Annotated in this window: 21 protein-coding genes, 1 tRNA gene and 1 riboswitch; of the genes, 9 read left to right on the forward strand and 13 right to left on the reverse strand. The window is 56.8% G+C overall.

Features of this window, described 5'->3' with window-relative positions; all coding sequences use genetic code 11:
- The first annotated feature begins 235 nt into the window (after nt 1-235).
- Complete coding sequence (locus FJE54_RS02865; RefSeq protein WP_255467190.1) at nt 236-1,237, forward strand: NADPH:quinone reductase; 1,002 nt, start codon at nt 236-238, stop codon at nt 1,235-1,237.
- Here FJE54_RS02865 and FJE54_RS02870 read toward each other — a convergent pair.
- The 4 genes from FJE54_RS02870 to FJE54_RS02885 all read right to left on the reverse strand — a co-directional run bounded on the left by FJE54_RS02870 (nt 1,234) and on the right by FJE54_RS02885 (nt 8,120).
- Complete coding sequence (locus FJE54_RS02870; protein WP_139651246.1) at nt 1,234-3,513, reverse strand: response regulator; 2,280 nt, start codon at nt 3,511-3,513, stop codon at nt 1,234-1,236. The genes FJE54_RS02865 and FJE54_RS02870 overlap by 4 nt on opposite strands.
- 92 nt (nt 3,514-3,605) lie before the next feature.
- Nucleotides 3,606-3,689: riboswitch (cyclic di-GMP riboswitch) on the reverse strand.
- Between the two features lie 294 nt (nt 3,690-3,983).
- Nucleotides 3,984-4,583 (reverse strand): TorD/DmsD family molecular chaperone, encoded by a 600-nt coding sequence (locus FJE54_RS02875; protein WP_139651247.1) that lies wholly within the window; start codon nt 4,581-4,583, stop codon nt 3,984-3,986.
- A complete protein-coding gene (locus FJE54_RS02880) occupies nt 4,580-5,212 on the reverse strand; it encodes a 4Fe-4S dicluster domain-containing protein (protein ID WP_139651248.1) in 633 nt (210 codons plus the stop codon). Before FJE54_RS02880 ends, FJE54_RS02875 begins: the two co-directional genes overlap by 4 nt.
- A gap of 13 nt (nt 5,213-5,225) precedes the next feature.
- Nucleotides 5,226-8,120 carry a molybdopterin-dependent oxidoreductase gene (locus FJE54_RS02885; protein WP_139651249.1) on the reverse strand — a complete coding sequence of 965 codons (2,895 nt, stop codon included), beginning with the start codon at nt 8,118-8,120 and terminating at the stop codon, nt 5,226-5,228.
- Nucleotides 8,121-8,348: 228 nt separating this feature from the next.
- On the opposite strand from FJE54_RS02885, the gene FJE54_RS02890 reads away from it, so the two are divergent.
- On the forward strand, nt 8,349-8,918 hold the full coding sequence (locus FJE54_RS02890; protein WP_180326522.1) for a TetR/AcrR family transcriptional regulator: 570 nt from the start codon (nt 8,349-8,351) through the stop codon (nt 8,916-8,918).
- A 184-nt stretch (nt 8,919-9,102) separates the two neighbouring features.
- On the opposite strand, the gene FJE54_RS02895 is transcribed toward FJE54_RS02890, so the two are convergent.
- The 4 genes from FJE54_RS02895 to rd all read right to left on the reverse strand — a co-directional run bounded on the left by FJE54_RS02895 (nt 9,103) and on the right by rd (nt 10,914).
- The gene (locus FJE54_RS02895; protein WP_139651251.1) at nt 9,103-9,657 is read right to left on the reverse strand and encodes a LemA family protein; all 555 of its coding nucleotides are present in this window, start codon (nt 9,655-9,657) and stop codon (nt 9,103-9,105) included.
- A gap of 116 nt (nt 9,658-9,773) precedes the next feature.
- On the reverse strand, nt 9,774-10,271 hold the full coding sequence (locus FJE54_RS16380) for a 4Fe-4S dicluster domain-containing protein (RefSeq protein ID WP_139651252.1): 498 nt from the start codon (nt 10,269-10,271) through the stop codon (nt 9,774-9,776).
- A gap of 2 nt (nt 10,272-10,273) precedes the next feature.
- Entirely contained in the window at nt 10,274-10,732 is a 459-nt protein-coding gene (locus FJE54_RS02905; RefSeq protein WP_139651253.1) for a rubredoxin-like domain-containing protein, read from the reverse strand.
- A gap of 23 nt (nt 10,733-10,755) precedes the next feature.
- A complete protein-coding gene (gene rd, locus FJE54_RS02910) occupies nt 10,756-10,914 on the reverse strand; it encodes a rubredoxin (protein ID WP_139651254.1) in 159 nt (52 codons plus the stop codon).
- Between the two features lie 473 nt (nt 10,915-11,387).
- On the opposite strand from rd, the gene FJE54_RS02915 reads away from it, so the two are divergent.
- Complete coding sequence (locus FJE54_RS02915; RefSeq protein WP_139651255.1) at nt 11,388-11,996, forward strand: DUF308 domain-containing protein; 609 nt, start codon at nt 11,388-11,390, stop codon at nt 11,994-11,996.
- A gap of 12 nt (nt 11,997-12,008) precedes the next feature.
- Here FJE54_RS02915 and ispE read toward each other — a convergent pair whose 3' ends face one another.
- Nucleotides 12,009-12,950, reverse strand: a complete 942-nt coding sequence (gene ispE / locus FJE54_RS02920; protein ID WP_139651256.1) for a 4-(cytidine 5'-diphospho)-2-C-methyl-D-erythritol kinase — start codon at nt 12,948-12,950, stop codon at nt 12,009-12,011.
- Nucleotides 12,951-13,063: 113 nt separating this feature from the next.
- On the reverse strand, nt 13,064-13,582 hold the full coding sequence (locus tag FJE54_RS02925) for a nucleoside deaminase (RefSeq protein ID WP_255467191.1): 519 nt from the start codon (nt 13,580-13,582) through the stop codon (nt 13,064-13,066).
- A 140-nt stretch (nt 13,583-13,722) separates the two neighbouring features.
- Between FJE54_RS02925 and FJE54_RS02930 the strand changes: the two genes are divergently transcribed.
- The 5 genes from FJE54_RS02930 to FJE54_RS02950 all read left to right on the forward strand — a co-directional run bounded on the left by FJE54_RS02930 (nt 13,723) and on the right by FJE54_RS02950 (nt 17,811).
- Nucleotides 13,723-13,810: transfer RNA gene (locus FJE54_RS02930), tRNA-Ser, on the forward strand.
- A gap of 52 nt (nt 13,811-13,862) precedes the next feature.
- Complete coding sequence (locus tag FJE54_RS02935) at nt 13,863-14,111, forward strand: hypothetical protein (RefSeq protein WP_139651257.1); 249 nt, start codon at nt 13,863-13,865, stop codon at nt 14,109-14,111.
- Nucleotides 14,112-14,124: 13 nt separating this feature from the next.
- Complete coding sequence (locus tag FJE54_RS02940; RefSeq protein ID WP_139651258.1) at nt 14,125-14,505, forward strand: hypothetical protein; 381 nt, start codon at nt 14,125-14,127, stop codon at nt 14,503-14,505.
- Nucleotides 14,506-14,614: 109 nt separating this feature from the next.
- Nucleotides 14,615-16,069, forward strand: coding sequence for a response regulator transcription factor (locus tag FJE54_RS02945; RefSeq protein ID WP_180326523.1), 1,455 nt, complete (start codon nt 14,615-14,617; stop codon nt 16,067-16,069).
- Between the two features lie 191 nt (nt 16,070-16,260).
- Nucleotides 16,261-17,811 (forward strand): FAD-dependent oxidoreductase, encoded by a 1,551-nt coding sequence (locus FJE54_RS02950; RefSeq protein ID WP_139651260.1) that lies wholly within the window; start codon nt 16,261-16,263, stop codon nt 17,809-17,811.
- Between the two features lie 180 nt (nt 17,812-17,991).
- On the opposite strand, the gene FJE54_RS02955 is transcribed toward FJE54_RS02950, so the two are convergent.
- Both FJE54_RS02955 and FJE54_RS02960 read right to left on the reverse strand, forming a co-directional pair.
- The gene (locus tag FJE54_RS02955) at nt 17,992-18,933 is read right to left on the reverse strand and encodes a CapA family protein (protein WP_180326524.1); all 942 of its coding nucleotides are present in this window, start codon (nt 18,931-18,933) and stop codon (nt 17,992-17,994) included.
- A gap of 684 nt (nt 18,934-19,617) precedes the next feature.
- Nucleotides 19,618-20,403, reverse strand: coding sequence for a glucose-1-dehydrogenase (locus FJE54_RS02960; protein ID WP_139651262.1), 786 nt, complete (start codon nt 20,401-20,403; stop codon nt 19,618-19,620).
- A gap of 271 nt (nt 20,404-20,674) precedes the next feature.
- On the opposite strand from FJE54_RS02960, the gene FJE54_RS02965 reads away from it, so the two are divergent.
- Nucleotides 20,675-23,392, forward strand: a complete 2,718-nt coding sequence (locus FJE54_RS02965; protein ID WP_139651263.1) for a cation-translocating P-type ATPase — start codon at nt 20,675-20,677, stop codon at nt 23,390-23,392.
- Nucleotides 23,393-23,395: 3 nt separating this feature from the next.
- Here the strand turns inward: FJE54_RS02965 and FJE54_RS02970 are convergent, their stop codons facing one another.
- A complete protein-coding gene (locus FJE54_RS02970; RefSeq protein WP_139651264.1) occupies nt 23,396-24,280 on the reverse strand; it encodes a CPBP family intramembrane glutamic endopeptidase in 885 nt (294 codons plus the stop codon).
- Between the last annotated feature and the right edge of the window lie 14 nt (nt 24,281-24,294).

Below are 24,294 nucleotides of genomic sequence, written 5' to 3' on the forward strand. Positions count from 1 at the left end.
CCGGAAGGCGCCGCGTTCGGCATATACGGCGTTACACATCTGCCACATCCCAATCGCCGCATCATACCCGTGCAACGCGCCGTTCGTACCTACTGGCTGTCTAGCAAATACTCACCGAACCGTTCTTTATGGTTCGGCAACAGATCCTTGCCAACGCATCCCCAAGCGAAGTTCAGTCGACGCCGATCGGCTATCATCGGGCGAGAAAACACCGCTCACGACCCGAGGAGCTCGCATGGATATGAAAGCCATCGTCGTTTCTGAATTCGGCGACGAAACCGTTTTGGTTGAACAAAGCATATCTCTCCCCCATCCCGAACAAGGCGAGGTGCGCATCAAGCTGTTCGCAGCGGGGGTGAACCCCGTGGAAACCTACATCAGGTCGGGAGACTATCCGGGACTTCCTTCCCTGCCCTACACACCCGGCAACGACGGCGCAGGCGTTGTCGACGCCGTCGGCGAGGGGGTGGAATCGCTCGAAAAAGGCGAGCGCGTATTCGTCGCTGCCGCTCTTGCGAAGCGGAACACGGGCACCTACGCAGAATACGTCGTATGCGACGCGTCGGCCGTACAGGCGCTTCCCGATGCTCTTTCGTTCGAAGCGGGCGCAGGGCTCGGCACCCCGGGTCTTGCGGCAGGTGATGCCCTCTTCGTTCGGGCAGCCATAAAGCCCGGCGAGATCGTACTCGTCCATGGAGCCAGCGGCGGTGTCGGCATGCTTGCGGTGCAGCTCGCGCGCAGACGCGGCGCGATTGTTTTCGGCACAGCAGGCGATAGGGAAGGCCTCGCCCTCGTCGCCCGGCTTGGCGCCCACCGCACGTTCAACCATCGAGAGGAAGGCTACATCGACGACATCGTAGCGGCCACCCACGGCCGCGGAGTCGACGCGATCCTTGAAACCAACGCCCATATCAATCTTATGAAAGACCTTTCGATGACGGGCCATCGGGGTCGTATCGTCGTAGTCGGAAGCCGCGGCACAATCGAATTCGATCCCCGGGCAACGATGCGCACCGACACCTCCGTGCTCGGCATGGGAGCCGCAAACATGAGTGAAGCTGAACTCTCTCAGGTCATGCACGCGCTCGGTGCGGCCCTGGAAACCGGTATGGAAGTTGTGGTCGATCGGGCTTTCGCACTCGAAGATGCCAGCAAAGCCCATGAGGCGGTCACCGAACACGGGAAAAATGGCAAGATCGTGCTTACGATTCGCCATGCTCCCGATACCGCAGATTAGAGCAGCGCCCGCTTAAGGATGCGCTCTACCTCAGTAAAATCGATGGGCTTGGTAAGGTAGCCGTCCATACCCGCCTCCATCGCTTGGCGCCTGTCTTCGGTGAAAGCGTTCGCCGACATGGCAACGATGGGCGGTCTCGCACGCCCGTCCCGTTTTGCCTCGTCGCAGATCGTGCGGGCAGCTTCCAGGCCGTCCATGCGAGGCATCTGGACGTCCATGAAGATGAGCTGGTAGTATCCGACTGGAGCCTCGCGAACCTTCTCGACTGCCTCGACTCCGTCCCATGCGCAGTCCACCTCTGCGCCTGTTCTCCCGATCACTTCCAGGGCAATTTCCACATTGAGCTCGTTATCTTCGACAAGCAGAACCCGTTTGCCCGAGCAATCGGGAGCCTGTTCGTGCTCCATGATGTAGTCGATCGGCTCGCCTTCGCCGCACACGCTTTTCATGGCGAAGTATAGCTTCGATTTGAAAAGCGGCTTCGAAAGGAAAGCCGTCACACCCGCCTCAAGCGCCTCCTCTTCCACTTCCGACCAATCGTAGGCGCTCAACAACACGATGGGCGTCTCGTCGCCGATGGCTTCACGGATGCGACGCACCGTTTCAACCCCATCCATGCCGGGCATGACCCAGTCGACGATAATCGTGTGGTAATCGCGGCCCGCACGGTGGGCTCCCACGACAAGCTCTACCGCCTCTTCACCCGACAGCGCCTGATCACCCGAGATGCCTATGCTCGCAAGCATGTCGAGCGTGCTTTCGCAGATATCCGGATCGTCATCGACGAGCAGCACCCTCGCTTCGGCAAGATCGATGGGTGCAAACTCTTCGTCATCCGTCTTCGCAACCATCAGCGGCACCTCGACAGTGAATTTCGAACCGACTCCCACCTTGCTTTCAACTTCGATGGTGCCACCCATCATGTCGACGATGTTCTTTGTGATCGACATCCCCAAACCTGCACCTTCGACTCTGCTGGTCATGGAGTTTTTCTCGCGTTCGAACGGATCGAATATCTTGTTGGCGAATTCCTGTGTCATGCCGATGCCGTCGTCTTCGACAGCGAACCTGAATGTGAGCTTATCCTCTTCATCGGTGGGAAGCTCGGCGATCTTCACTCGCACGGTTCCCCCTGCCGGGGTGTATTTGATTGCATTGCCCACCAGATTGAGCAGTATTTGATTGACCCGCATGGGATCGCCGATCACGGTTTCCTTGTCTACATTGCCGACTACTACATCGAGCGTAAGCTGTTTCGCCTTCGCTTGCGGCTGAATGATCGTGACGAATCCGTTTACCAGTTCGGGAAACGAAAACGTTTCACAGTTGAGCGCAATGCGGCCGTTCTCGATCATGCTCATATCGAGCACGTCGTTGATGAGGCCGAGCAGATGCCTTGACGATACGGTTATCTTCCCCAGACACTCCTTCACCCTCAGCGGATCTTCGAGGTGAGTGCCTGCGATAGCCGTGAGTCCGATGATCGCATTGAGCGGCGTGCGGATATCGTGTGACATGTTCGATAGGAACTGCGTTTTAGCGGCGTTTGCCTCCTGGGCCGATGCGAGCGCCTCTTCGAGATTGCGCTGCAGCTTAAGGCGGAGCAGGCGCTTTCTCCGCAGCACCGCAAGATAGATACCCAACGCCACCAACACAGCTGCCATGATAATGCTCGCGGACATGATGGTCTTGAAGATAACGCTGCCAACGACGTCGTAGAGCGTATCGAACATGCTTGACGCGCCGTCCAGAACCGCGTTGTTCCACCCGAGCAAATCAGCGATAAGGGGATCGATGCGCTTTTCGACGAAAGCGTCGATGCTTTCGTCGGATACCGTCTCGTCGCGGCACAGGGATAAAAGCTCAGCCTGCGCCACCCTCAGCTCGTCATAGCCGTTTCGCAGCTCATCGGCGTAGTCGCTGCCGGTCAGCGTCCGATCTTTAATGAAGGCGATCCTCTCGGATAGGTCGCCGTCGATTGCGTCGAACGACCGCTCGACGCTATCGATCGCCTGGTCGGTTCGCACGTAGGCAAGCCGTTCGGCAAGCGTTTGCAGTTGACCGAGCGAAGTTTCGACTTGACCTGCGGCAACCGTAACTGGATAAGGGTGATCTTTGATCAGGTCGATTTGCTGCCCGATTTCCCTCATATTGAGCAACGTCGTAGCGTAGAAGGCGGCGAGGAGAAGGATGAGCACCGTCGCGGTGACGGCCGACAACGTTCTTGTTTTGTCCCAGTGCTCCTCGTGCCCGTTCGGTTCGGCTGCATTGCGCATACGGCGGCACCGCTTTCGTCGATGGTCTTCGCAATCGGCACTACCGCGCAGCACGACACGCAAACAGCCGAGTAATACCCGGCTGCAAAAACGTTTGCAACTGGCTAGCCGCCATTTCTGGTGAGGCCCCTGTAGCTTTGCGTCGCCGGCTTTCGCCGGGTTTGCCGATTAGTCCTATTTTGTTATCGGGTAACTAATATATAACGATTAATTTTAATTATCAAGCATTAACCCGAAGAATTCTAGCCGAGCGGCGAACGGACCGGAATGCACCCCTGTGCCGACCGCCGCGATCGGTCACGACAGCCCATCCGGCGGCAAGCGTCGGGTCGCCCCAAAAAACATTCCCCGACTTAATGCGCTGCGCGAAGCCACTAAAAGGCCCGCTTGCCTAAGCAAACGGGCCTTGGTTCGGATGCTACCTTGAAGTCCGCTGCAATGGGTTTTGCTTCATTACCCTGTACGGACCGTTAAGCTGCAACCGCATCTTCGACGAAACACCGCAGACCGCCAGCGACCAAACAGGCCAATGAACGATAGTAGTCTGTTTGAGCATGAGCTTGCACTTTTTGCATCCATGCATCAACCCAAGGATGCATATAGGTTTCGACAAACTCTCGGGCAGCCACCATCTTGTTTTCTTCGAGAAGCCGGGATACGAACTCAAGCTCCAAACCGAGATGGTCATCGGGCTCATGGTGCTTCTTCTTCAGTTCGAAGCCATAGTGCTCGTAATACCTTCGGACAAACAAAGTGTGCTCGGTAAAAAGAAGATTCTCCTTATCGAGGTACACAGACCCCCAAGGGGGGGCAATCACGTCGTCTATGCCCATCATCATCCGCAGCCAATCGCTTTTGGCAGCACGGGTCAGTTCGTCCGCAGACGCACGACCAAGCCAGTCGTTCATAAGCTTTTGTCCTTGGATGACACGTTCGTCACAGGCTGCATACGGCAGTTCCTCGAAAAGTCTCTGGTTTTGCAGCATTCCCATATCCTGAGAGTTTGGTTCGCAGTAGACAAGCTCGCCGAGCAGTCGAAAGAAAACCGATGCAGCCTGGGTATCCATCATTCGCTTGCCTTGATCTCTTCGGGCATGTTAAAGTTTATTGTTTCCATGCCGTCTTTATAGCCTCGTCGCGGGGCGATAAGCAGGGATGGTTGGCTTTCGGAGGGAGAAGGCAAAGGATCAACCTGCTGTACGGCTTCGGGATGTTTCTGCATAAGCTCGTCAAGTTCGCCGAATTCCAGAGCCTGCATCGAACAGGCCCGAACGCATGCAGGAGTATCTCCCGAATCGATGAGATCCCTGCACAGGTCGCATTTGCCCATCACGCCCGTTTCGGCATTGAACGAAGGTGCATCGTACGGGCAGGCTTCGGAGCAAGCTTTGCAGCCCGTACACAGTTCTTGGTCGATGTAAACAATCCCATTGTCGCGTTTGACGATCGCCTGCACAGGACATGCGCCGAGGCAGAGAGGCATTGCGCAATGATTGCATGCGAGCGAGATGGAGTAGGAGAATACATCGATCGGGGTTGCTACTCCGACGTCGTCAACGCTCCAGCTGCCGGCGCTCTGAGAATACACCTTGCGAAACTTGCGACCAGGCGCCAGATCGTTTTTGTCTTTGCATGCCAAGCCGCAAGCTTTGCAGGTGATGCATGTGTCCGAATCGACAAAAAAAGCCAACTGACTCATGATTGCCTCCTTCCTATTCGAAATCTACGACGTCGAGCTGCCACTGGTAGTTTGGCTTCAAGGGTTCGCCGGTCCACTTCTCAACGTTCACGATGATGCTGTTGTAGGCCTGATGACCCTGCCCCACGAGATACGTAGGAGCAAGTACGTTTGAAGCTCCTCCGTAGTCGATGACTTCATCCCAATCGGTGTCGTCCTTCGTCTTCTCGTCGTCGAGCAGACGTGCCGTCGCGCCCTCGATACCGACGATAACTCCAGGCATAACCGTCGTTGTAACCGTCACGCGACGAAGATGCCTTCCGGCCTCGCTCGTAAGCAATGCCGTATCGTCGTTTTCCAGTCCGATCGCCTCGGCATCGAGCGGATTGACGAACAACACGTCATCGAAGAATTCGAGTACTTCGGGGCAATCGAGCCTCGATGAATGCACTCGATGATGCGGATGCACGTTTATGTATTGATATGGGTATTCTCCTCGCGTTGATTCTTCATAGCTGCCTTGGCCCGAGGCTGCATAGGTAGGCGTAGCCTTGACGGCATGGTCGAAGCCGAAAACCTGATAGTAGTTTTCCAAGTTCATGCTGTATATCTCCAAGTAGCCCGTTTGGGTGGAAAGTTTGTTTTCGGGCTTGGTGGGATCTTCCATCAGCTTGGTGAATTGGCTGACGTATCGTTTGAGACCGTCATTCATCTCTATCTTGTAAAAACCCTGCTCCTTGAATTCTTGGTACGTGATACGACCGTCGGCGAGCACCGCAGCATCAACACCTTCTATGCCGATTTCATCAAGGTCTTCCTGGGTAAAACTGATAAGCGGATCATGGCTTTGGCCGTCGGAACCGATCACCCATGCGTTCGCGATTCCTGTAAAATTGTTCTCTTTGTAAGACAGGCCATTCGGATAAGCACCCACAGGATCGACCTCGAACAGCTCGCACAGCGCAGCATCGACATCAAAGGAGGCTTTGCTTTCGAACAGAGGCTCGACGATGCGCTTTGCGTTTCCCAAGAACATCTCTGGATTGAGCATGTTATAGTTGCCATCTACTTCCCACCAGCTCGTACAGGGAAGCACGATGTCGGCATAGCGCGTAGTGGTGTTCATGAACATATCCATAGCCAAGACGAACTCGACAGCGCGATGCGCCTGAATCGCCTTGAATGTGTTGACATTCTGGTTGCTTGAGTTTCCGTTGAAAAGCTTCACGATCGCCTTGATGTTCTGATCTTTCATGCCGTGCACGAAGTTATGTGACTTCCCTTCGAGAATAGCATCCCATGCTTCGGCAAACGCGATGCCGTAATAGCGCTCTTCTTCGTAGTTGCTCTGAATGTCCCATGGATAACCGATCGCACCGTAGGATACATCTGCCTTAGGATTGGGAGGCTGCATCATAAACCCTTCGGGCGCAAGGTTGACGCGCGCTTCTTCACCGGCCGAGATTCCGAAATAGAAATTCGAACCAGGATAGAAACCCCCGATGAAACCGCTGTATCCACCACCGGCAAAACCGCCGCCATTCGTGACGATTGCCCCTGGTTTTCCGTAATTGCCCGTCATCCATCCCATCGCGAAGAAACATTGCGCAACGTTTGCTCCGTAGTAGTGCCTGCCCATAGCCTGCTGAGCAATCAGGCTCATAGGCTTGATGGTTCCCATGTCGGTTGCCAGAGACTTGATCCGGTCAACTGGCGTGCCGCATATCTGCGACGCCCACTCCGCCGATTTGGGAGTCCCGTCATAGGTGCCCAGCACGTAATCCTTGAAATTGTCCTTTGCAAACTTATGGCGCTCTTGGCCGTCGACAACCTCGATGACCGATTCCTCATCCCATATAACCTTGCCCTCGGCATCGTATTCTCCACGACGGAGGGTGCGCTTCATTATGGGATTGCCTTCCTTGTCGTAAAGCCCTTTGCTGTGCATGCTCTCTTCGTCGTAGCCGACCACGTACTTGTCTAAGAACTCCTGATCCACAAGATCCTGCATGATAAGCTCATGGCAGACGGCAAGCATCAAGGCCGCATCGGTTCCCGGGCGGCAGGGAATCCACTCATCGGCGTACGCATTGTTTCCTGGATTGAACCACGGATCGATTGCGATGATTTTTGCCCCACGCTCTTTAGCGTACCGAAACGCCATAGGAGCCGCACCGTACTGCGACCAGCCGTGATTGCAACCCCAAAGCACAATGAGCTGCGAATCTTTCATGGTGGTATACCGATCGGTCGCGATAACTCCGTCTCCGACCATCTTGTTGGTGGGCACCGGCCAACCGCCGGTGGAATTCTGACCCCAAATCGGATTGACGCCGATGCCCGCCTGGTTGAGGCAGCGCATTTCGACACCCACCGAATAGCAGAGATCGAGAATAGGCAAGCCGTTTCCGTAATCGTCCGACCCAGTGCCGTATTCCTCGGCGATCCGCTTAAGCTCGTTAGCGGCGGTTTGCAGCGCCTCGTCCCAAGAGATGCGCTCCCATTCATCCTTGCCGCGAAGATGTCCGTTCACGCCATCGCCACCACCGGGGCTCCAACTTTTTCGTTTCATGGGGAATTTAATTCGTGCCGGACTCAAGAAAGCCCAGCGCCCAGCACGCGCCTTGATGCAGGAACGCCATTGGGGCTGTTCAGGCGAATTGGGTCCCACTTCGTCGGTCATTCCCCGAATAGGAATACCGTCCACTACGTATACCCTGTTGACACATTGGAATTCCGCACATCCCGGACAGGTTACGGTAACCCATTCGCCCCCCGACAAGCTGCTGACATCAGGCGGTGTTTCGGGCTCCTCCCCACCCGAAGGTGCACATGCGGTGAGTCCGCCTGCCACACCTGCAGCAGCCGCCGTCGCAGTGACCCATTTGACAAAAGAACGTCGTGAGATCATGCTGCTTTCGTTATTCATCTCTCCTCCTCTTTTTGGATTTACCCAAAAAGATTTATGGCAGATAATAATGACCGGTTCAATTTCCAAAAAAGGACACGGTGTAACCTGTTCTTTACGAACCGAGGGGGAATGAACCAATCCCGAAACGGAAAGACGCTCGTCGTTTCGGGATCGAAACGATTGCGGCACGTATGTCGACTCGTTTCGTATGCGCTTCTGGGGGCAGCGTGCTATACGGGAGGAACAATGGAAGACAGCAAAGATGCGCTGAAGCAAGCATTGAAGGAACTGACGAAAAGCAAACCTTACAAAAAGATTACCGTATCCGATATCTGCACTAGAGCGAAGGTCTCAAGGAGAACGTTTTACAAGCATTTTGAAAATATCGATGAAATGGTCGATCAGATAATCGACGATGACATAATAGTTCCGTCGTGCAGCGTACGAGAACTCTTACCCGTCGATGAAACCGAATCCCTCAGGCCGATCATGATGGAAATGACGACGAAAACGCTTCACGAAAATCGAGAATTCTACCGTGCGGTAATGCATTACAAAGGACACTACTCTCTCTTGAAAACCTTTTTGGATCACGTGAGACCCTTCAATGAAAAGGTTTACGAAGGCTATCTTGGCGACACCGAAGAAAACGACTTCGTTTCGTATCTCTACGCATGGTACCCCTTCATAATGTTGTTATGGTGGACGGAATACGAAGGCACAACCGATCCGAAAACGATGACCCAGTACATCAATCGCTGGGCTTTCGCATCTTGGGATGTTTTAAAAAACCAGCTCGACGAACAGAACGGTTAATAGAAAGCTTTTGCCGTGCACCTTGATGCTAAGGGCAACCGAAAAGAGCAGAGGGCAAAGCTCGTTTTACATCTGCAGGATTGTGCGGCCCTCGGTCGAACAGCTTACCTGGTTCGGTCCCAGCCGCGAAAAAGCCCGCTCACCTTTGGAAAGCGGGCCCTGTACTGCGCGAAAATAACCGTGTTTAGAACTGCACCTGCGGTGCGGTTTCGGCGCCGGCAACCGCATCGAAGCTGTCGCGTGCCTGAAATCCCATCATGCCCGCGAAGATGACCGCCGGGAACGTTTGGATGGCCGTGTTGTACTTCATAACGGTATCGTTGTAGCTCTGACGCATATACGAAATCTTGTCCTCGGTGTTCGAAAGCTCGCTTTGCAGCTGTTGGAAATTGACGTTGGCCTTGAGGTCAGGGTAAGCCTCGGCGACGGCGAACAGGCTCTTGAGCGCTCCCGTGAGCATGTTGTCGGCCTGCATCTTGCCTTCGCGGCTCGTGGCGCCCATAACAGCGCTGCGTGCTTGGGTAACCTGATCGAGCGTACCCTGCTCGTGCGTTGCATATCCCTTGACCGTTTCCACCAGATTCGGGATGAGGTCGAGACGGCGCTGCAGCTGCACGTCGATCTGCGCCCAAGCGTTATCGACCATATTGCGCATCTTCACCAGGTTGTTGTACAGGGCGATGGCCGCAATCACGAGGATAACGATGATCGCCACGATGACAATCAATACGATTTCCATGGTTCTCCTAACTGATCGGATAGCGCCATTCTACCACGCACGCACACGCTCCCTCGCGGTCCGAACGCCACGAGGGAGCGATCACAGGAAACCGTCACCTGGTTGTAACCAAAGGATTAAAGCGTGGCAAGGAGCGCCTCGGCAGCTTCTTTCGGAAAGTCTGCGCCCGTTTCCTCATCGAGCATCAATCTGAGCAAATCCTTCGCCCCATCGCTTTGAGGAAGCATATACCGTGCCTCGCGGTAAAGGTCTTCCGCTGAAATGCGCGCAGAAAGGGCGATCGCTTTTGCAAGCGTTCGCTGTTCGGCTGACTCGGCTGATTCGGCAAGGGTGCGGGCGGTTCCCTCGAGTGCAACCTTGCTATTCGCAAGAGCCATAAGCTTCTCTACGACCCTGTCGGTTTTCTCCTGCTGAGCTGGGTAGCTGCGATACATGAGCGAAAGCGCGTGCGAGGGACACGCGTCAACGCACAGACGGCAGCCGCTCATGCATTTCGAAGCATCCACCTGACCGTTCTCGGTGTCGGTTGCACCAGTTGGGCAAACGAACAAACACAGGCAATCCTTGGTGCACAACGCGATGTTGCGGGACGCGTACGTTTCGGGTGCGTACATGGCTACCCCCTCACCTTGATGATTTTGGATTTCGGTACCTTGCAGATGGGGCAGATATCGGGCGGATTATCCCCGACGAAGATGAAGCCGCAGATCTCGCATACGTACACGCTCGTACCCGCAACAAGCGCATCACCCTTGCTGTCGTAACGTTTGAGCAGGGAATCGAGCAGCGCGGTGGCTTTTTGCGACCACGTAAGCGCACGCAATGCGCCCCTATCGTGATCGGCATGCGCTTGGTCGAAAGCAGGCCCGAAACCTGATTCGAGATCGCCCTTGACGAGCGTTTTGACGGCTTCGATGCTTGCATCGCTAACCGGTTCGGCGTGCCCGACATAATAGTCGGCAAGCTCGAGAAAACGTTTCTGCTGCTCGAAGAGCTGCTGCTTCTCGCAAGCTTTCGCTAAATTAGAGCACAGAGCACTTAGCTCTCCGTACGAGAGCTCCTTCATTGCATCCATGGCATTCTCCTGAGTGAGCTTGCTTATTCTTCCTCGAACATGTCTTTGCCGGCGCCGCACAACGGGCATGCCCAATCTTCGGGCAGATCTTCCCACTTCGTACCGGGTTCGATGCCGTTATCGGGATCCCCCGCCTCTTCGTCGTACACGTATCCGCAAACCGAGCATACGTATTTCTTCATGTGAGCACCTCGTTTTCGATTTGTTCTCGTCTTATGATAGCCGCTAAGATACAGTATATACTTATTGAGACCTAATATCAATAAGCCGTTTCGGGCGGGCGAATATATGCGGGCAGCGGCATGAAAGCGAGAATGCGAACCGAAGCTTTGGGATGCAAGACACAGAAGACACAGAGGAGACACAGAGACACAGAGGGACGGTCCTTTTGTGTTGCACTTTTGTGTTGCAGTACACAGGTTACTTTTCGGCAAAGATCCGCCTCGGAGAAAGCAAATCCGCAACACAAAAGGACCGTCCCTCTGTGTCTTCCCTCTGTGTCTTCTGTGTCTCCTCTGTGTCTTGCGTGTCTTGCTTCCCACCTTCAAAACCAGGATGCTAGTATGATGCACCATCTTGCGGGAGCCCGTGCGGCCAGAATGGGAGCGCGGTGTTCGGCAAGCAATACCGACGCGCGCAAGGAGGAGCAACGCCCATGACCGAGGTTCGATCGATCAAAGAGCTACGCAGCCAGAGCAACGCAGGGAAGCTTTCGATTGTCGCTTTGCTCGTATTGCCACTGCTCGGGCTTCTCTGCTTATTCTGGCCGGAAGAATCTGCCGACTTTCTTCCCTACGCGCTCGGCGGTGTCATGGTGCTCTCGGGAATCGGCGGTATTATCGTCGAAGTCAGCAGGGCACGCAAGGAAGGCGACGGCAACGCCGATGCGCAGAGCGGCAGCGAAGACGGTCGCAAAGACCACAAGACGGCGGGAACCTCGATCGTCATGTGCGTGCTCGGCGCAGTCATTCTCGTGCACGGCGCCTCGTCGATCAGCTTCGTCGGCGTCATGTGGGGACTGCTCGGTCTCTTCAAAGCTGCAGGCGAGTTCGACGAGATCATCCATCGCATCAAGAACGGTCGCCGATTCGTGCTCAAGCTCGCGTTCTCCATCTTCGAACTCGTGCTTTCGGTGCTGCTCATCCTGCACCCGTTCTCCAGCATCGACCACCACATGATTCTGCTCGGTCTAGAACTCATCACCTACCCGTTCAAGATCGACCGAACTGACAATGGCAAATTCACGCTCGAAGCGGAAGCGTAACAACCGCCTTTCTTATCGCGGAAGAGCCATGGCACGGGCAGAGCTGAACGCGGTCGTCCGTGCCCACCAGCCGCGGTTGCGGGCGGCAGCGACGATGCGACAGGCGTCATCGAACGTCGCGCACACGGCAAAAGCGGACGATCCGCTCCCTGACATGAGCGATTTTTCAACGCCGCTTTGCTGCGCAAGCCACGAAAGCAGATCAGCGAGCTCGGGCATGAGCGATTTTGAGGCGGCCACGAGGTTGTTCGCAAGCGGCACCTCTTCGGCATGCTTCGCTACAAGCGCGGCGTTGCGCGTTTCGGAATCGATGAGCACCGGGCTCCTGTCGAACGCCGCATAGGCCGCCGAAGTAGATACACCCCCTTCGGGCTTCACGAGCACGGCAGTTTTCTTCATGGGTTCGAGCGCATGGTCGAACACTTCTCCCGTACCCGTCAAGCAAGCGCAGCCTCCGAACAAAAAGAACGCCACATCGGCACCTAGTTCGCCTGCCGCCTCCAGAAGCTCGGGAGCCCGCTCGTCGATGCCCCAGAGCGCCGCCGCGCCGACAAGCGCAGCCGCAGCATTGGATGACCCTCCCCCAAGGCCCGCCTCGTGAGGAATATGCTTTTCGATGCGCACGGTGATGCGCTCGTTCTCAGTGCGGCCGATCTTTTGAGCGAGAAGGCTGATCGCCTTGTAAGCGATGTTTTCCTCAGAAGGGATGGCAAGCGATTCGAGCCCCTCGCGCGCGTAGCAGAGCACTTCGATCTGCAAACCACCCTCACTCGTCGCCTCGATATCCATGTGCAGGATATCGTGCAGGGCAAGCGAATGCATGACGGTGACCACCTCGTGGTAGCCGTCGGATCGCTTGGCGCCGATGTCGAGGTAGAGGTTCACCTTCGCAGGGGAAACGAGCTTGACCATACCGTCGCGCTCAAAGGCTGCAAGCGGATCGGAAACAACCATGGGAGCTGAGGTGCTTGCGGCGTGCGCAGATAGATTGGAGCTAGTGCTCGGTGCAGAAGCGCGTGCCGACTGCTCGGGGGCACACGCTGAGGGATTCGGACTGGCGTGTTCTGTCATTGCGGTTTGCTCTTCTTCCTTTTGTTTGCAAAAAACGAGCTCAGCAGGTTCGCGCATTCCTCTTCGCACACGCCTGCTTGCACTTCGAAGGTATGGTTGAGACGCTCGTCTTCGTTGATGCGGTACAGCGTGCCGAGCGCACCCGCTTTCGGATCGGGCGCACCGTATACGCAGCGGTCGATGCGTGCTTGATGCATGAGCCCCGCGCACATGATGCACGGCTCAAGCGTTACGTACACCGTGCAACCGGTCAGCCGCCATACGCCAAGCGTATCGGCGGCGGCCTTCAGGGCAAGGAACTCGGCGTGGCCGGCGGGATCCTGCGTGCTTTCGCGCAGGTTGCATGCTCGGGCGATCACGCGCGGCTCGGCAAGGGGCCGGCGGGTTGCCGGATCGATGGGCGCATAGACGACTACGGCCCCGATGGGCACCTCGTCGAGCGCCTCGGCCGCGCGCGCTTGTTCGATTGCGAGTTCCATGTAGTCTTCGTCGGTCATGAGTACAGTATACGGCAAGCGCACTCCCGACGCCTAGCCGAGAGATAAGCAGATGGTCGCCATTCGCTCGACGCGTGCCTTCTGCGCATAAACGATTCTTCGCCCCAAAGGCATTCTGTGCTATCCTAATGCAGCGCTTTTGCGCAATCGCAACGCGCGGAGGAATGGCCGAGTGGTTGAAGGCGGCAGTCTTGAAAACTGTTAACGTTCACGCGTTCGTGGGTTCGAATCCTACTTCCTCCGCCATAATGCGTTTATCTTGTACCTGAGGCCCGAACGCACGGGCAGGAGACGATCCATGGATACCAAAGCCTATCGGTATTTGAAATGGGCCGATGATGTCGTCGGCATCGTGCATCGCGATCTGTCAGTCTCCTTCGAACAGCCCGACTACAACCCGACGCTATCGCTCTATACGCACGGATCGACTTCATGGAGCGCAAACGATTTTCTCGATTTTCTTTCCGAGCGCATCATGAGCCCTGAGCGACGCGACATCGAAAAAGCTTCTGTTCAGATGCGGCCTTTCCGAGTACGATGCGTTTAAAATCGCCTACCGCATGGTGCTCCTGGATTTCGTCACACGGCAAGACGATCGCCATCTGTCGAACACAGCGTTGAAGATAGCCGGACAGGGTGAATCGTTTTATCCGCTGTACGACAATGGCCGCAGCCTGTTCTACGAAGACACCGAGGATACGGTGCTCGCCGCCATCGCCGATCCCATCGAACATGCGACGACGTTTGGGCCCGTCGGCACGTACTGGGATCACATCCAGGACATCGCCGCACGCGGGATAGGCTTTCGCACCTTCGCGAACCTCGACGTATCCGAAGGCACTGTCGAGACTCTCTTAGTGGAAGCAGGATTCACGGGCTATCGGCTTTCCGGAGCACGCGAGTGGATCATGCAAACCCTAGATCTGGTCAAAGGACTGTAGAAATCCGCCCGTCAACGTATCTCAAGTAAGTCTAATACACCGAGCGTTTTAAAAACGCATGCCTGCAAACAACAATGGACGAACCGTCCCAGAAAACCCCTATGCTACAATGCCGAACAGTCGCCAAGCAGACACGTGGACAGGAGAAGCCATCCAGCTGCTTTCAAAGAACAAGCACCTTGCATCCCTCTACTGCGCCCTCGGGTTCAGCATCTACTGGACGTGGCTTCTGTTTGTGTTGCTCACGGGGTTTTTCTCGAAGGCCCACTCTTCCCCCGTCTTCGACAGCGCTTGGTTTTGGTCGACGCTCGGCCATATGGCGGCCCTGACCCTTCTCGGTGCGCTGGCGAAACAGTATTCCCCGTATTCGAACAACAAAGCTATCCTGTTCGGCTCGCCGCTCGTATCCATGCTCGGATTCGCAATGATCCTGTACGCAAACGCGCTTGGCGGCGGATTGAATGGGGCTTTGATGTTCGGTGCAATTACCGTTGGGGTCGGAACGAGCGGACAGCTCGTCTGTTGGTGCGAGCTCTATTCGTCGCTCTACAGCAGCAACAAGGAGCGGCTTGTCCTCTCGGTCGGCATCATCGTGTCCGAACTCGTCTTTCTCGCTATCGCCGTTCTGCCGCGCCCGGCAATGATCGCCGTGCTCTTCGCCTTGCCGTTGCTTTCGGTGCTCTGCGTATACCTCGGCCTGAAGAGAACCGTTGTCGAACCGCAAGCGGGAAGTACCGACGAGGGAAAGCTCTCGCCACGGTTTGCGCTGTTCTGCCTCGTGTACTCCATTCCCCTCGGCTTCTTCCAGGTAAGGTTTCTCTTCGGGTCGAACGACACGGCAGCAAGCTGGATCACGACCATCGGCTTCTCGTTCGCATTTCTTCTGGTCATTGTGGCAATCGACGGCTACATGACAAGCAAGCGCGACACCTCGCTTATCCCGAAAGCAGTCATCCCCATCGCAATCGGAGGACTGCTCCTCATCGCCACATTCGGCGATGAGCGAGCTGCGATCTCGGGGATCCTCGTGTACTCGGCGCAGCAGCTTCTCACTATCCTGCTCTATTCCGAGTTCGCCAAGCTCGCCCACAACGGCCGCACGAGTCCGGCGAAGATCTTCGCGCTCGGCGTGTGCCTCACCGATGGCGGCTTCATCCTCGGAATGCTCGTCGGCGAACTATCCGTCACCCTCCTCGGAGGCTTCTACCTCGAAGTGACGCTCGGCGTCGTCTATGTTGTCGCCTTGGCCGGCTTCCTGCTGCTATCGCGGTTTCCCACGGAATCGATTTTGAACGAAGGCGGCAAAGGAGGCGGTGCAAAAACGCCTTCGGGCTTATCGGCTACCATGCAGCAGAAAATCGACCGAGCCGTAACGGACTATTCGCTTACCGCTCGCGAAACGGAAATGCTCCAGTACATTCTGCGCGGCAGAAGCGTTCCCGCAATCGCTTCGGAGACCTATCTTTCCCGCAATACGGTCAAAACCCATATCGTGCACATCTACCAGAAGCTTGATGTGCACAGTCGCGACGAGCTTATCTCGTTTATCGAGAACCTTACGTGAGCAACCGCCTTAAATGAGCAGGTCACAATAGCCTCACCTCATTTGTATGAGGCAAAAACGCCTCGATTGTATGAATACAGCGCCTCTCGTTTCCCCCATAGTTCTTTTCGGAATCCCAAGCAATCGGCTAAGCCGCGAAAGGCTCGGCGCATTGCACAGCGGGGGGACAACACCAAGGGATAGGAGAGAACATGAAAGCAGGAATCAATCGTAGGCAGTTCATCGGAGGAGCCGGCATTCTTGCCGCTGCGGGAATGGCAGGCATGCTTGCAGGCTGCTCGCAACCGCAAGCAAACGAAACCAGCGAGAACGGTGAAGCCAACGCACAAGAAGAAGCGCACAATGTCAGCGAGACCAAAGAGTGCGACGTCCTCGTTATCGGGTCGGGCGCATCGGGACTTGCTGCTGCCGTTCAGGCGAGCGAGGTGGGCGCAAACACGATCTGCATCGAGAGCCAATCAGTTGCCGGGGGCAATATGAACGGCGTCGAAGGATGCTTCGGTGTCGGGTCGCGCATGCAAAAGGAAGAGGGCATCGACGTCGATCCCGGCGAAGTGATTCGCCTCGAAATCGAGCAGAGTCAGTACCGGTGCAGCGGACCCGGGTACGTGGACATGGTGCACAACTCGGGCGAGAACATCGACTGGCTCTTGGACAACGGCGTCACTTTCGGCCAGGTCGATGTCGACAAAGGCGATATCCTGGTATTCCATCGCTTCGCAGCAGGGTCGGGCGGAAAGGACTACGTACCGGCGATGGTGGCAGCAGCCGAGAAGAATGGCGTTACCTTCTTGTACGAAACCGAAGGCACGGGACTAGTCAAAGCGGAGGACGGCTCGGTTGCCGGAGCGTACGCCCAAACGAAGAGCGGCGATACGATCCAGATCAACGCGAAAAGCGTCATTATCGCCACAGGAGGCTTCGCCGACAACGAAACGTACATGGCAGCATGCGGGCTTGAGCCTCAAAGCTACGTGATCGGCGGCGTACCCGGCCACGACGGCCTCGGACACCAGATGGGCATCGATGCCGGCGTGCGCGACAACCGCGGCAATACGGCGATGCTTGCCGCATTCAAGGTGCCCACGACTCCCGGTTACTACGACAACGGAAAGTTCGACTTCGTCATCGGTGTTGCAGCTCCGTTTGCCGTATGGGTCAATGAAAAAGGAGAGCGTTTCATCAATGAGGATTTCACCGCGACGAACGCCATGTCCATGACGCTTCCTACCTGGCGAAACGAGCTTACCTACATCGTGATGGATACGCCGATGATAGAGATGTTCCTGAACGGCGATGCCGATGCCCAAAAGCAGCTCGAAGACGCCATCGGCGAAGGCGAGATTTTCAAAGCCGATACGCTTGAAGAACTCGCATCGCAGTCTGGCATCGACGGTGCATCTTTCAAGGAAACTGTCGAGCGCTACAACGGGTTCGCCGAATCGGGGGCCGATCTCGATTACGGCAAATCGTCCGAGGTCATGATGCCCCTTGCAAGCGGTCCGTTTTATGCGATCCACGTGATCCCGCAGGTGAACACATCCATCGGCTCTCTGCAAACCGATCGCACCTTCCACGCGATCGACGAAAACTACGAGCCGATCAAAGGCCTCTACGTGGTGGGCGTCGAGGGGGCCATGCTCTGGAACAACATCTACACCATCAACGTTTCGGGTGGATGCAACGCCAATAACGTGAACTCCGGACGTGTTGCGGCACGCGATGCGGTTGCAAACCTGTAAGCACGCTCGAACTTCAATCTCGCGGGCTATCGTGCTTATGCGATAGCCCGCTGTTGTGCTGAACAACATGAACTACCAGGCCGCGAAACAGGCCGTTCCTGAAAAACTAACAATCTCCTTCGGGGGTATCCGAAAACAGCACGGTCGCGTCCCATGGTAGCCTGATCTGCGATCGGCCGCCTATCCTCGTCCCGCTATACCGGTGCTGCTCTCGGCTATCTTACCCTCGATGCGCGTCTTGTCGGCCCCCTCGGCTATAGCGGGCTGGTAGTTGTTGCGCTCGCTGTCCGAAGAGATGAGACACGGGATCACCTCGGCCGCAGCGTCGAGTTCAACGCCGTCCTCCCCCATCGTGAACGTCTGCTGGAAGATATAGCAATCGGGATCTCCGAGCGTTCGGCTGCCGCCATAGCAGAAATTGCCCAAACCGTACACGATGGAACGCCCGTTGTACGTCTCGTAGCCCTGCAGCACATGCTGATGCGAGCCTACAACTATCGTTGCGCCCGCATCGACGGCGGCATGCGCAAGCTTAATCTGGTCGTCGGTTGGATCGTATTCCCTCATGGTGCCCCAGTGCATAAACACGACGATGATCTGCGCGCCTGCATCCTGAGCGGCGCGAATGTTCGCCGTCATACTGTCTTGGATGCCAAGGCCCAAGCTGAGCATGTTCGCCCCGATGAGGGCGATCTTGACGCCCTTCGCCTCCCGATACGCCACGATTTCATCGCCGAACGCAGAAACGCCCGCCTCGGTAAGCGCATTGATCGTATCGCCTCGGCTGTTCCATCCGTAATCATAGATGTGGTTGTTCGAAACCGAAGCGGCCTCGATGCTGCTGCGGGCGAATATGTCTGCGTAGGCTGGATCGCCCTTATAGGCGTATTCCTTATCCTCGCGCGAGGTGGAATCGGTAAGCACGCCTTCGCAATTCACCACGGTAAGGTCATCCTGCTCGAACAGGCTTTTGACGTTGGCAAAGAAGTAATCGGGGCCCTGCGCATCGTAGACACCCGTGAAGCTCGATTCGTAGTCGAAGCTTTCCTCGGTGCCGAGCGTGCAATCGCCCGCAAACGTCATGGTGATGCGCGTCGGCTCCGCCTCTGGTTCGGGAGGCACGAACGTGCTCTCGGATACCGCAAACGGATCCGTGCCCGCAGAAGCGCCGCCCCCATGCGGCGCAGCGCTTTGCACCAATACGTACGTGCCGACAGCTCCCCCCGCTAAGAGTACGCTTAGAATAAGAAGGGCTATCACCATCGGGGAACGGCGCGAGGACGCGTTTCGTACGCGATACGGCCGTGGCACCCGAAAGTCCTCAGCCGTCGGACGGCTCGCCCGATAGTCGGCTCGACGAGAAGTGGGGCGCTTTGCGGGACGCTGCGTAGTCGGCATAGGCAACCTCGAATAGCTTCCTCGTATCAACTTCCTTCGATGTAGAACACTGCGTAAGGGGGAATGCTTCTTACGACTCCATCATATCCGAAGTTCTTCGCAGACAACCGGATAGCTTGAACGAGTTAAAAAATGTTCCATAGTGCATTTTTTTTTGGTTCCAAAAAATGCTTCAGAATACACTTTTTGGAACATATCAGAAACTCTTTCGCAGGCTACGACACTGAACGGCGCTTTGCGATGTTTGACATCGATCTCGTCCAACCTGCATCTTCTGTTTCGCCCAAACGAATGCCTACCTCAGACATTGTACGTCGGGCAGGCATTCGATTTGAGCCTCTTTTCAGTCGCCGAACTGCTGGAAGGTCGTGAACAGTACGGGCTTTCGCCGCGTGCCGAAGCGCCTGCTTAGCCTTCGCCGTACTGGAACGACGGATACAGCGTCATGCCGCCATCGACGAACAGCGTCGTGCCCGTCACGTAACGCGCCTGATCGGACGCGAGCCATGCTGCGGCAGCTGCCACGTCTTCCGGATCGCCGATGCGACCCATCGGAATCATCGACACCGTGCTCTCGTATTGCTCCGGATCGTCGAACTTCTCTTTGTTGATGGGCGTGTTGATGGCACCGGGCCCGATGCAGTTCGCACGGATGCCGCGATCGGCGTACTCGAGCGCAATCGTTTTGGTGAACAGTTCGACACCGCCTTTGCTCGCCGCATAGTGGGCGAACGTCGGCCACGGAATCTTCTCGTGCACCGAAGACATGTTAATGATCGAGCCCTGCTTTTCTTCTTCGAGGAAATAGCGAATGGCGCACTGTGAGCCAAGAAACACGCCTGTCAGATTCGTGTCGATGACTTTCTGCCAGTCTTCGAGCGAAAGCTCGTCGGTGGCCGCCTTGTTCTCGACGCCCGCATTGTTCACCCAAACGTCCAAACCGCCGAATTCCTCAAGCGCTTTGTCGAGAAGGGCTTTGATGCCCTCTTCCGTTCCCACGTCGGCTTTCACGGCGCAGGCCTTGCCGCCCGCTTTTTCGACGAGTTCCTTCGTTTTCTTCGCGCCTTCTTCGTCGGAATGGTAGTTCACGACAACCGACATGCCTTCAGCGCCGAATCGCTCGGCCATCGAAGCGCCGAGCCCTTTCGATCCGCCCGTTACGACGGCAATTTTCCCTTTGAGATCAGTGTACATGGCTGCAACCTTTCAACGAATTATCATCTGGACCTGATTGCGGTGGTTCGTTTCGTTGTACCACCTCGGGCAAGCACGACCGTGCGGCACCAAGCGACCTTTGACAAGCGATTGACGAACCGTAGCCGTTCGGTTCACTTTGCGACGTCTCAGCATGGGAGGACTGATCAGCATCGATACCGAATGTATTACGTATCGTTGCCGTTTCGAAGCCAGGGAACGTACCGCGGCTTTTACCATGGGGAAACGACCGAAGCGAGGAGACAAATAGATGAAGCCCTGGTACAGCACGCCTGCGAAAACCGCTCTCGAGGAGTTAAACGCCAATCCCGATACCGGATTAACCGAAAGCGAAGTACGCGCGCGGTACGAGCAGTACGGACCGAACGAGTATGCAAAGCCCGAGCAGGATGGCATCGTAAAGATGGTGCTCACCCAGTTCAAAGATCTTGCGAACGTGATCCTTCTGCTCGCCGGCTTCCTCTCGCTCGCCCTTGCCATTCGCGAAGGTCACGGCTACCTCGAACCCATAGTCATCTTCGCCATCATCGTCATGAACATCGCCCTCGCCGTCTCACAGGAGCGCGGAGCCGAAAAGGCTCTCGAAGCGTTGCAAAGCCTGAGCAATCCGACGTGTTACGTGCTGCGCGACGGATCGCGCGTCGAGATCGAAACCGCAAGCGCGGTCCCCGGAGACATCCTCATACTCCGCACGGGCGACTTCGTCGCCGCCGATGCGCGCATCGTGTCAAGCACGGGGCTCTTCGTCGATGAATCATCGCTCACGGGCGAAAGCGAACCCGCTGAGAAGAGCAGTGCGCCGATCGATGAAGACGAAGCGCCGCTCGGCGATCAGACCTCGATGGTTTTCGCTGGGTGCCTGGTTACCGCCGGAAACGCGATCGCCGTCATTACCGCCACGGGTATGGATACCGAAATGGGCAGGATCGCAGGGTTCCTCAACAATTCCCAGAAGATCCAAACCCCCTTGCAGAAACGCCTCAACCGCGTGAGCCGCATGATCACGATCGTCGCCATCGTATCGGCGATCGTGCTCGTAGTGGTCGGACTTCGGCAAGGCGAAGAGTTCTGGATGCTCATGCTTGCCGCTGTATCGTTGGCCGTTGCCGCCGTCCCCGAAACGCTGCAGCTCATCGTCACGCTTTCGCTCACCCATAGCGTGCGCAAGATGGTCGACCAGCACGCGCTCGTACGAAAGCTTCCCGCTGTCGAGACGCTCGGCAATACCTCGATCATCTGCTCGGACAAAACGGGGACGCTTACCCAAAACCGCATGACCGTCCAAAGGCTTTGGATTCCGGGAGCCGATCCGTTCGCCGCAGAAGATCCTCTTTCCGACGAACAAGCGCGTTTTCTTGAACGCCTTGCCCTCGCAAGCAACGCAACGATCGAGCCCGTCGAGCCAGGTAGCGAAGATGCCGAGGAAGGAAAACCCTACCGTATCGTCGGCGATGCCACCGAAAGCGCCATTATTCGCCTGCTGATCGAGAAGGGTATCGACCTCAGCGAGCTGCGTCGTGCCTGGCCGCGCATCGGCGAGGTGCCGTTCTCGTCAGATCGCAAGATGATGTCGAGCATTCACGAATGCCCTTCGGGGGGATACCTCGTCATCACCAAGGGCGCCTTCGACCGACTGCCGTTTGCCGACGATGGAGCCGAAGCCGCCGCCAAACGCACGGCGATGCACGATGCTTTCGCCGACGACGCCCTTCGGCTCATCGCACTCGGAAGCGCTCATGTCGAGAAGCTGCCCGAAGACGGCTCCTTCGAAGAACTCGAGCGCAACCTGACGTTCGGCGGCCTCATAGGCCTCATCGATCCACCGCGCCCTGAAGCGGCAGAGGCCATCGCCGTAGCGAAGCGGGCCGGCATCCGCACGATCATGATCACAGGCGACCACGCGGCAACCGCAGGCGCGATCGCGCACGAGCTGGGGCTGATCGGCGCGAACGACAAGGTGGTCACCGGCCGCGAACTCTCCGCCATGAGCGACGAGACGCTCACTGAAAACATCGGCGATTATTCGGTGTACGCCCGCGTGTCACCCGAGGACAAGATACGTATCGTCGAAGCATGGCAGGAGCATGACGAAGTGGTCGCCATGACCGGCGACGGCGTGAACGACGCCCCCGCCCTCAAGGCAGCCGACGTGGGCGTTGCCATGGGCCAGGCCGGCACCGAGGTGGCGAAAAGCGCCTCCGACATCGTGCTTACCGATGACAACTTCGCCACGATCGTTGCCGCCGTCAAAGAAGGCAGAAACGTGTTCGACAACATCCGTAAAACGCTGTACTTCCTTCTCGTGTGCAATATGTCGGAAATCGCCATCATCCTGGGAGCCCAGCTTGCAGGTTGGGGCATCGCGCTCACCCCCGTCATGCTGCTGCTCATAAACGTACTTGGCGACGGCATACCAGGCTTGAGCCTCGCCCGCGAAGAGGGCGATGACCGTCTCATGTGCCGCAAGCCCATCGCACGTGACGAAAGCTTCTTCAGCGGCGGTCTTACGAAGGTCATCGTGCAGCAGGCGCTTGCATTTGCCGTGGTGGGCCTTGTCGCGTACTACCTCGGCTCGTTCGTGCACCTTCCCGGCGGCACTGCCCCCTCCCAAGAGGTTGGCCAGACGATGGCGTTTCTCGTGATCGCGTTCACGAGCATCCTGCACATCTTCACGGTTCGCACGCGCCGCTCGGTGTTTCGCCGCACGATCCGCGACAACATGACGATGCTCTATAGCGCTCTTGCCATGATCGCGCTGTTCACCCTCATGGCGCTTATCCCGCCGTTCGGTGCGATATTCGGCATCCTGCCCATCGGGCCCGTAGATTGGCTCGTGGTTATCGTATTGAGCGTGGTGCCCACAATCGTGGCCGAGCTGTTCAAGCTCTGGGATAACCGCTGCGAGTCAGCAGCATACCGCCGTCGCGTCGTGAAGCACGACATCGACGACGAGCGCTTCTGCTTGTAGGTGCTATTCCCTCTCTTTCGGAAGGCGGGCGCGATAGGCAACGAACACCAAACCAACGACCACCGCCGCGCTCGCTAGGGCCACAAACGGCAGCGTCGCCCCGACGAGGAACCCGCGGCCGACAACCGCCGTCAGCACCACCGTCGAATTGACGCCCGCATGCAGAAGAAACGGAGCCCAGAACGTTTTGAACTTCTCGTACACGAACGCGAGTGCAAGGCCGTAGAAAAACGCGGTGACCCCCTGGATCTCGTTGCCATGAGCAAGCGTGAACACGAGGGCCGAAAGTAAGCCAGCCGACACGGGGCCCATCCATTCGCGAAGCCTTCCGAATAAGAGAACGCGAAACACCAGCTCTTCAACTGCGGGGCCTATAAGCCCGATCACAAGAATGGAAACAAAGGGGTGCGAGGCGAACATGACCACTTGCGTTCCGTCGTCTCCGAGCCCGATCAGCTCGAACAGGCACAAGGCCAGAAGCGCCATGCCGATTCCGATCCCCAAGCACAACGCGAGGTAGCCGAAGTTCGGCAGCCGGTAGCGCTTCCACACGCCCTTTGCCCGAAGCCGATTTTCGTCCATGATGCGAAACGCGACGAGAAACGGGACCGCTGCAATCTGCGAAGCAACCGTGGCCACGAGAACGAGCCAAAGGAGGTCGAAGTCGCTCGTCATGCGGTACAGCTGAGGATTCGCGGCGATCAGCATGCCGAGCACGAACCCCGCAACCGCTTGCACGCCGAGCACGAGCAGCACAGGATACGCCGCCCGCCACAGCCTGATGCCGATGCCCTCCCGTTTTTGAGGAACGGATGCGGGCGGGAAGGGGGTCTGCATCTGCGGCACGTGCGCCGTTTGTTCGGGTATACCAAAGTCCCTCGTACTCATGAAGATCAGCCCCT

The organism is Raoultibacter phocaeensis (genome assembly GCF_901411515.1).
Taxonomy (GTDB): Bacteria; Actinomycetota; Coriobacteriia; order Coriobacteriales; family Eggerthellaceae; genus Raoultibacter; species Raoultibacter phocaeensis.

Excerpts from the sequence above, each read along its gene's own strand:
- FJE54_RS02950 (WP_139651260.1), top strand. The coding sequence starts at position 16,261 with ATGAAAGCAGGAATCAATCGTAGGCAGTTCATCGGAGGAGCCGGCATT.
- FJE54_RS02885 (WP_139651249.1), bottom strand. The coding sequence starts at position 8,120 with ATGAATAACGAAAGCAGCATGATCTCACGACGTTCTTTTGTCAAATGG.
- FJE54_RS02935 (WP_139651257.1), top strand. The coding sequence starts at position 13,863 with ATGGATACCAAAGCCTATCGGTATTTGAAATGGGCCGATGATGTCGTC.
- FJE54_RS02875 (WP_139651247.1), bottom strand. The coding sequence starts at position 4,583 with ATGATGGATACCCAGGCTGCATCGGTTTTCTTTCGACTGCTCGGCGAG.
- FJE54_RS02945 (WP_180326523.1), top strand. The coding sequence starts at position 14,615 with ATGCCGAACAGTCGCCAAGCAGACACGTGGACAGGAGAAGCCATCCAG.
- FJE54_RS02890 (WP_180326522.1), top strand. The coding sequence starts at position 8,349 with ATGGAAGACAGCAAAGATGCGCTGAAGCAAGCATTGAAGGAACTGACG.
- FJE54_RS02970 (WP_139651264.1), bottom strand. The coding sequence starts at position 24,280 with ATGAGTACGAGGGACTTTGGTATACCCGAACAAACGGCGCACGTGCCG.
- FJE54_RS02965 (WP_139651263.1), top strand. The coding sequence starts at position 20,675 with ATGAAGCCCTGGTACAGCACGCCTGCGAAAACCGCTCTCGAGGAGTTA.
- FJE54_RS02895 (WP_139651251.1), bottom strand. The coding sequence starts at position 9,657 with ATGGAAATCGTATTGATTGTCATCGTGGCGATCATCGTTATCCTCGTG.
- FJE54_RS16380 (WP_139651252.1), bottom strand. The coding sequence starts at position 10,271 with ATGTACGCACCCGAAACGTACGCGTCCCGCAACATCGCGTTGTGCACC.
- FJE54_RS02905 (WP_139651253.1), bottom strand. The coding sequence starts at position 10,732 with ATGGATGCAATGAAGGAGCTCTCGTACGGAGAGCTAAGTGCTCTGTGC.
- FJE54_RS02915 (WP_139651255.1), top strand. The coding sequence starts at position 11,388 with ATGACCGAGGTTCGATCGATCAAAGAGCTACGCAGCCAGAGCAACGCA.
- rd (WP_139651254.1), bottom strand. The coding sequence starts at position 10,914 with ATGAAGAAATACGTATGCTCGGTTTGCGGATACGTGTACGACGAAGAG.
- FJE54_RS02880 (WP_139651248.1), bottom strand. The coding sequence starts at position 5,212 with ATGAGTCAGTTGGCTTTTTTTGTCGATTCGGACACATGCATCACCTGC.
- FJE54_RS02870 (WP_139651246.1), bottom strand. The coding sequence starts at position 3,513 with ATGCGCAATGCAGCCGAACCGAACGGGCACGAGGAGCACTGGGACAAA.
- FJE54_RS02960 (WP_139651262.1), bottom strand. The coding sequence starts at position 20,403 with ATGTACACTGATCTCAAAGGGAAAATTGCCGTCGTAACGGGCGGATCG.
- FJE54_RS02940 (WP_139651258.1), top strand. The coding sequence starts at position 14,125 with ATGGTGCTCCTGGATTTCGTCACACGGCAAGACGATCGCCATCTGTCG.
- ispE (WP_139651256.1), bottom strand. The coding sequence starts at position 12,950 with ATGGTTGTTTCCGATCCGCTTGCAGCCTTTGAGCGCGACGGTATGGTC.
- FJE54_RS02865 (WP_255467190.1), top strand. The coding sequence starts at position 236 with ATGGATATGAAAGCCATCGTCGTTTCTGAATTCGGCGACGAAACCGTT.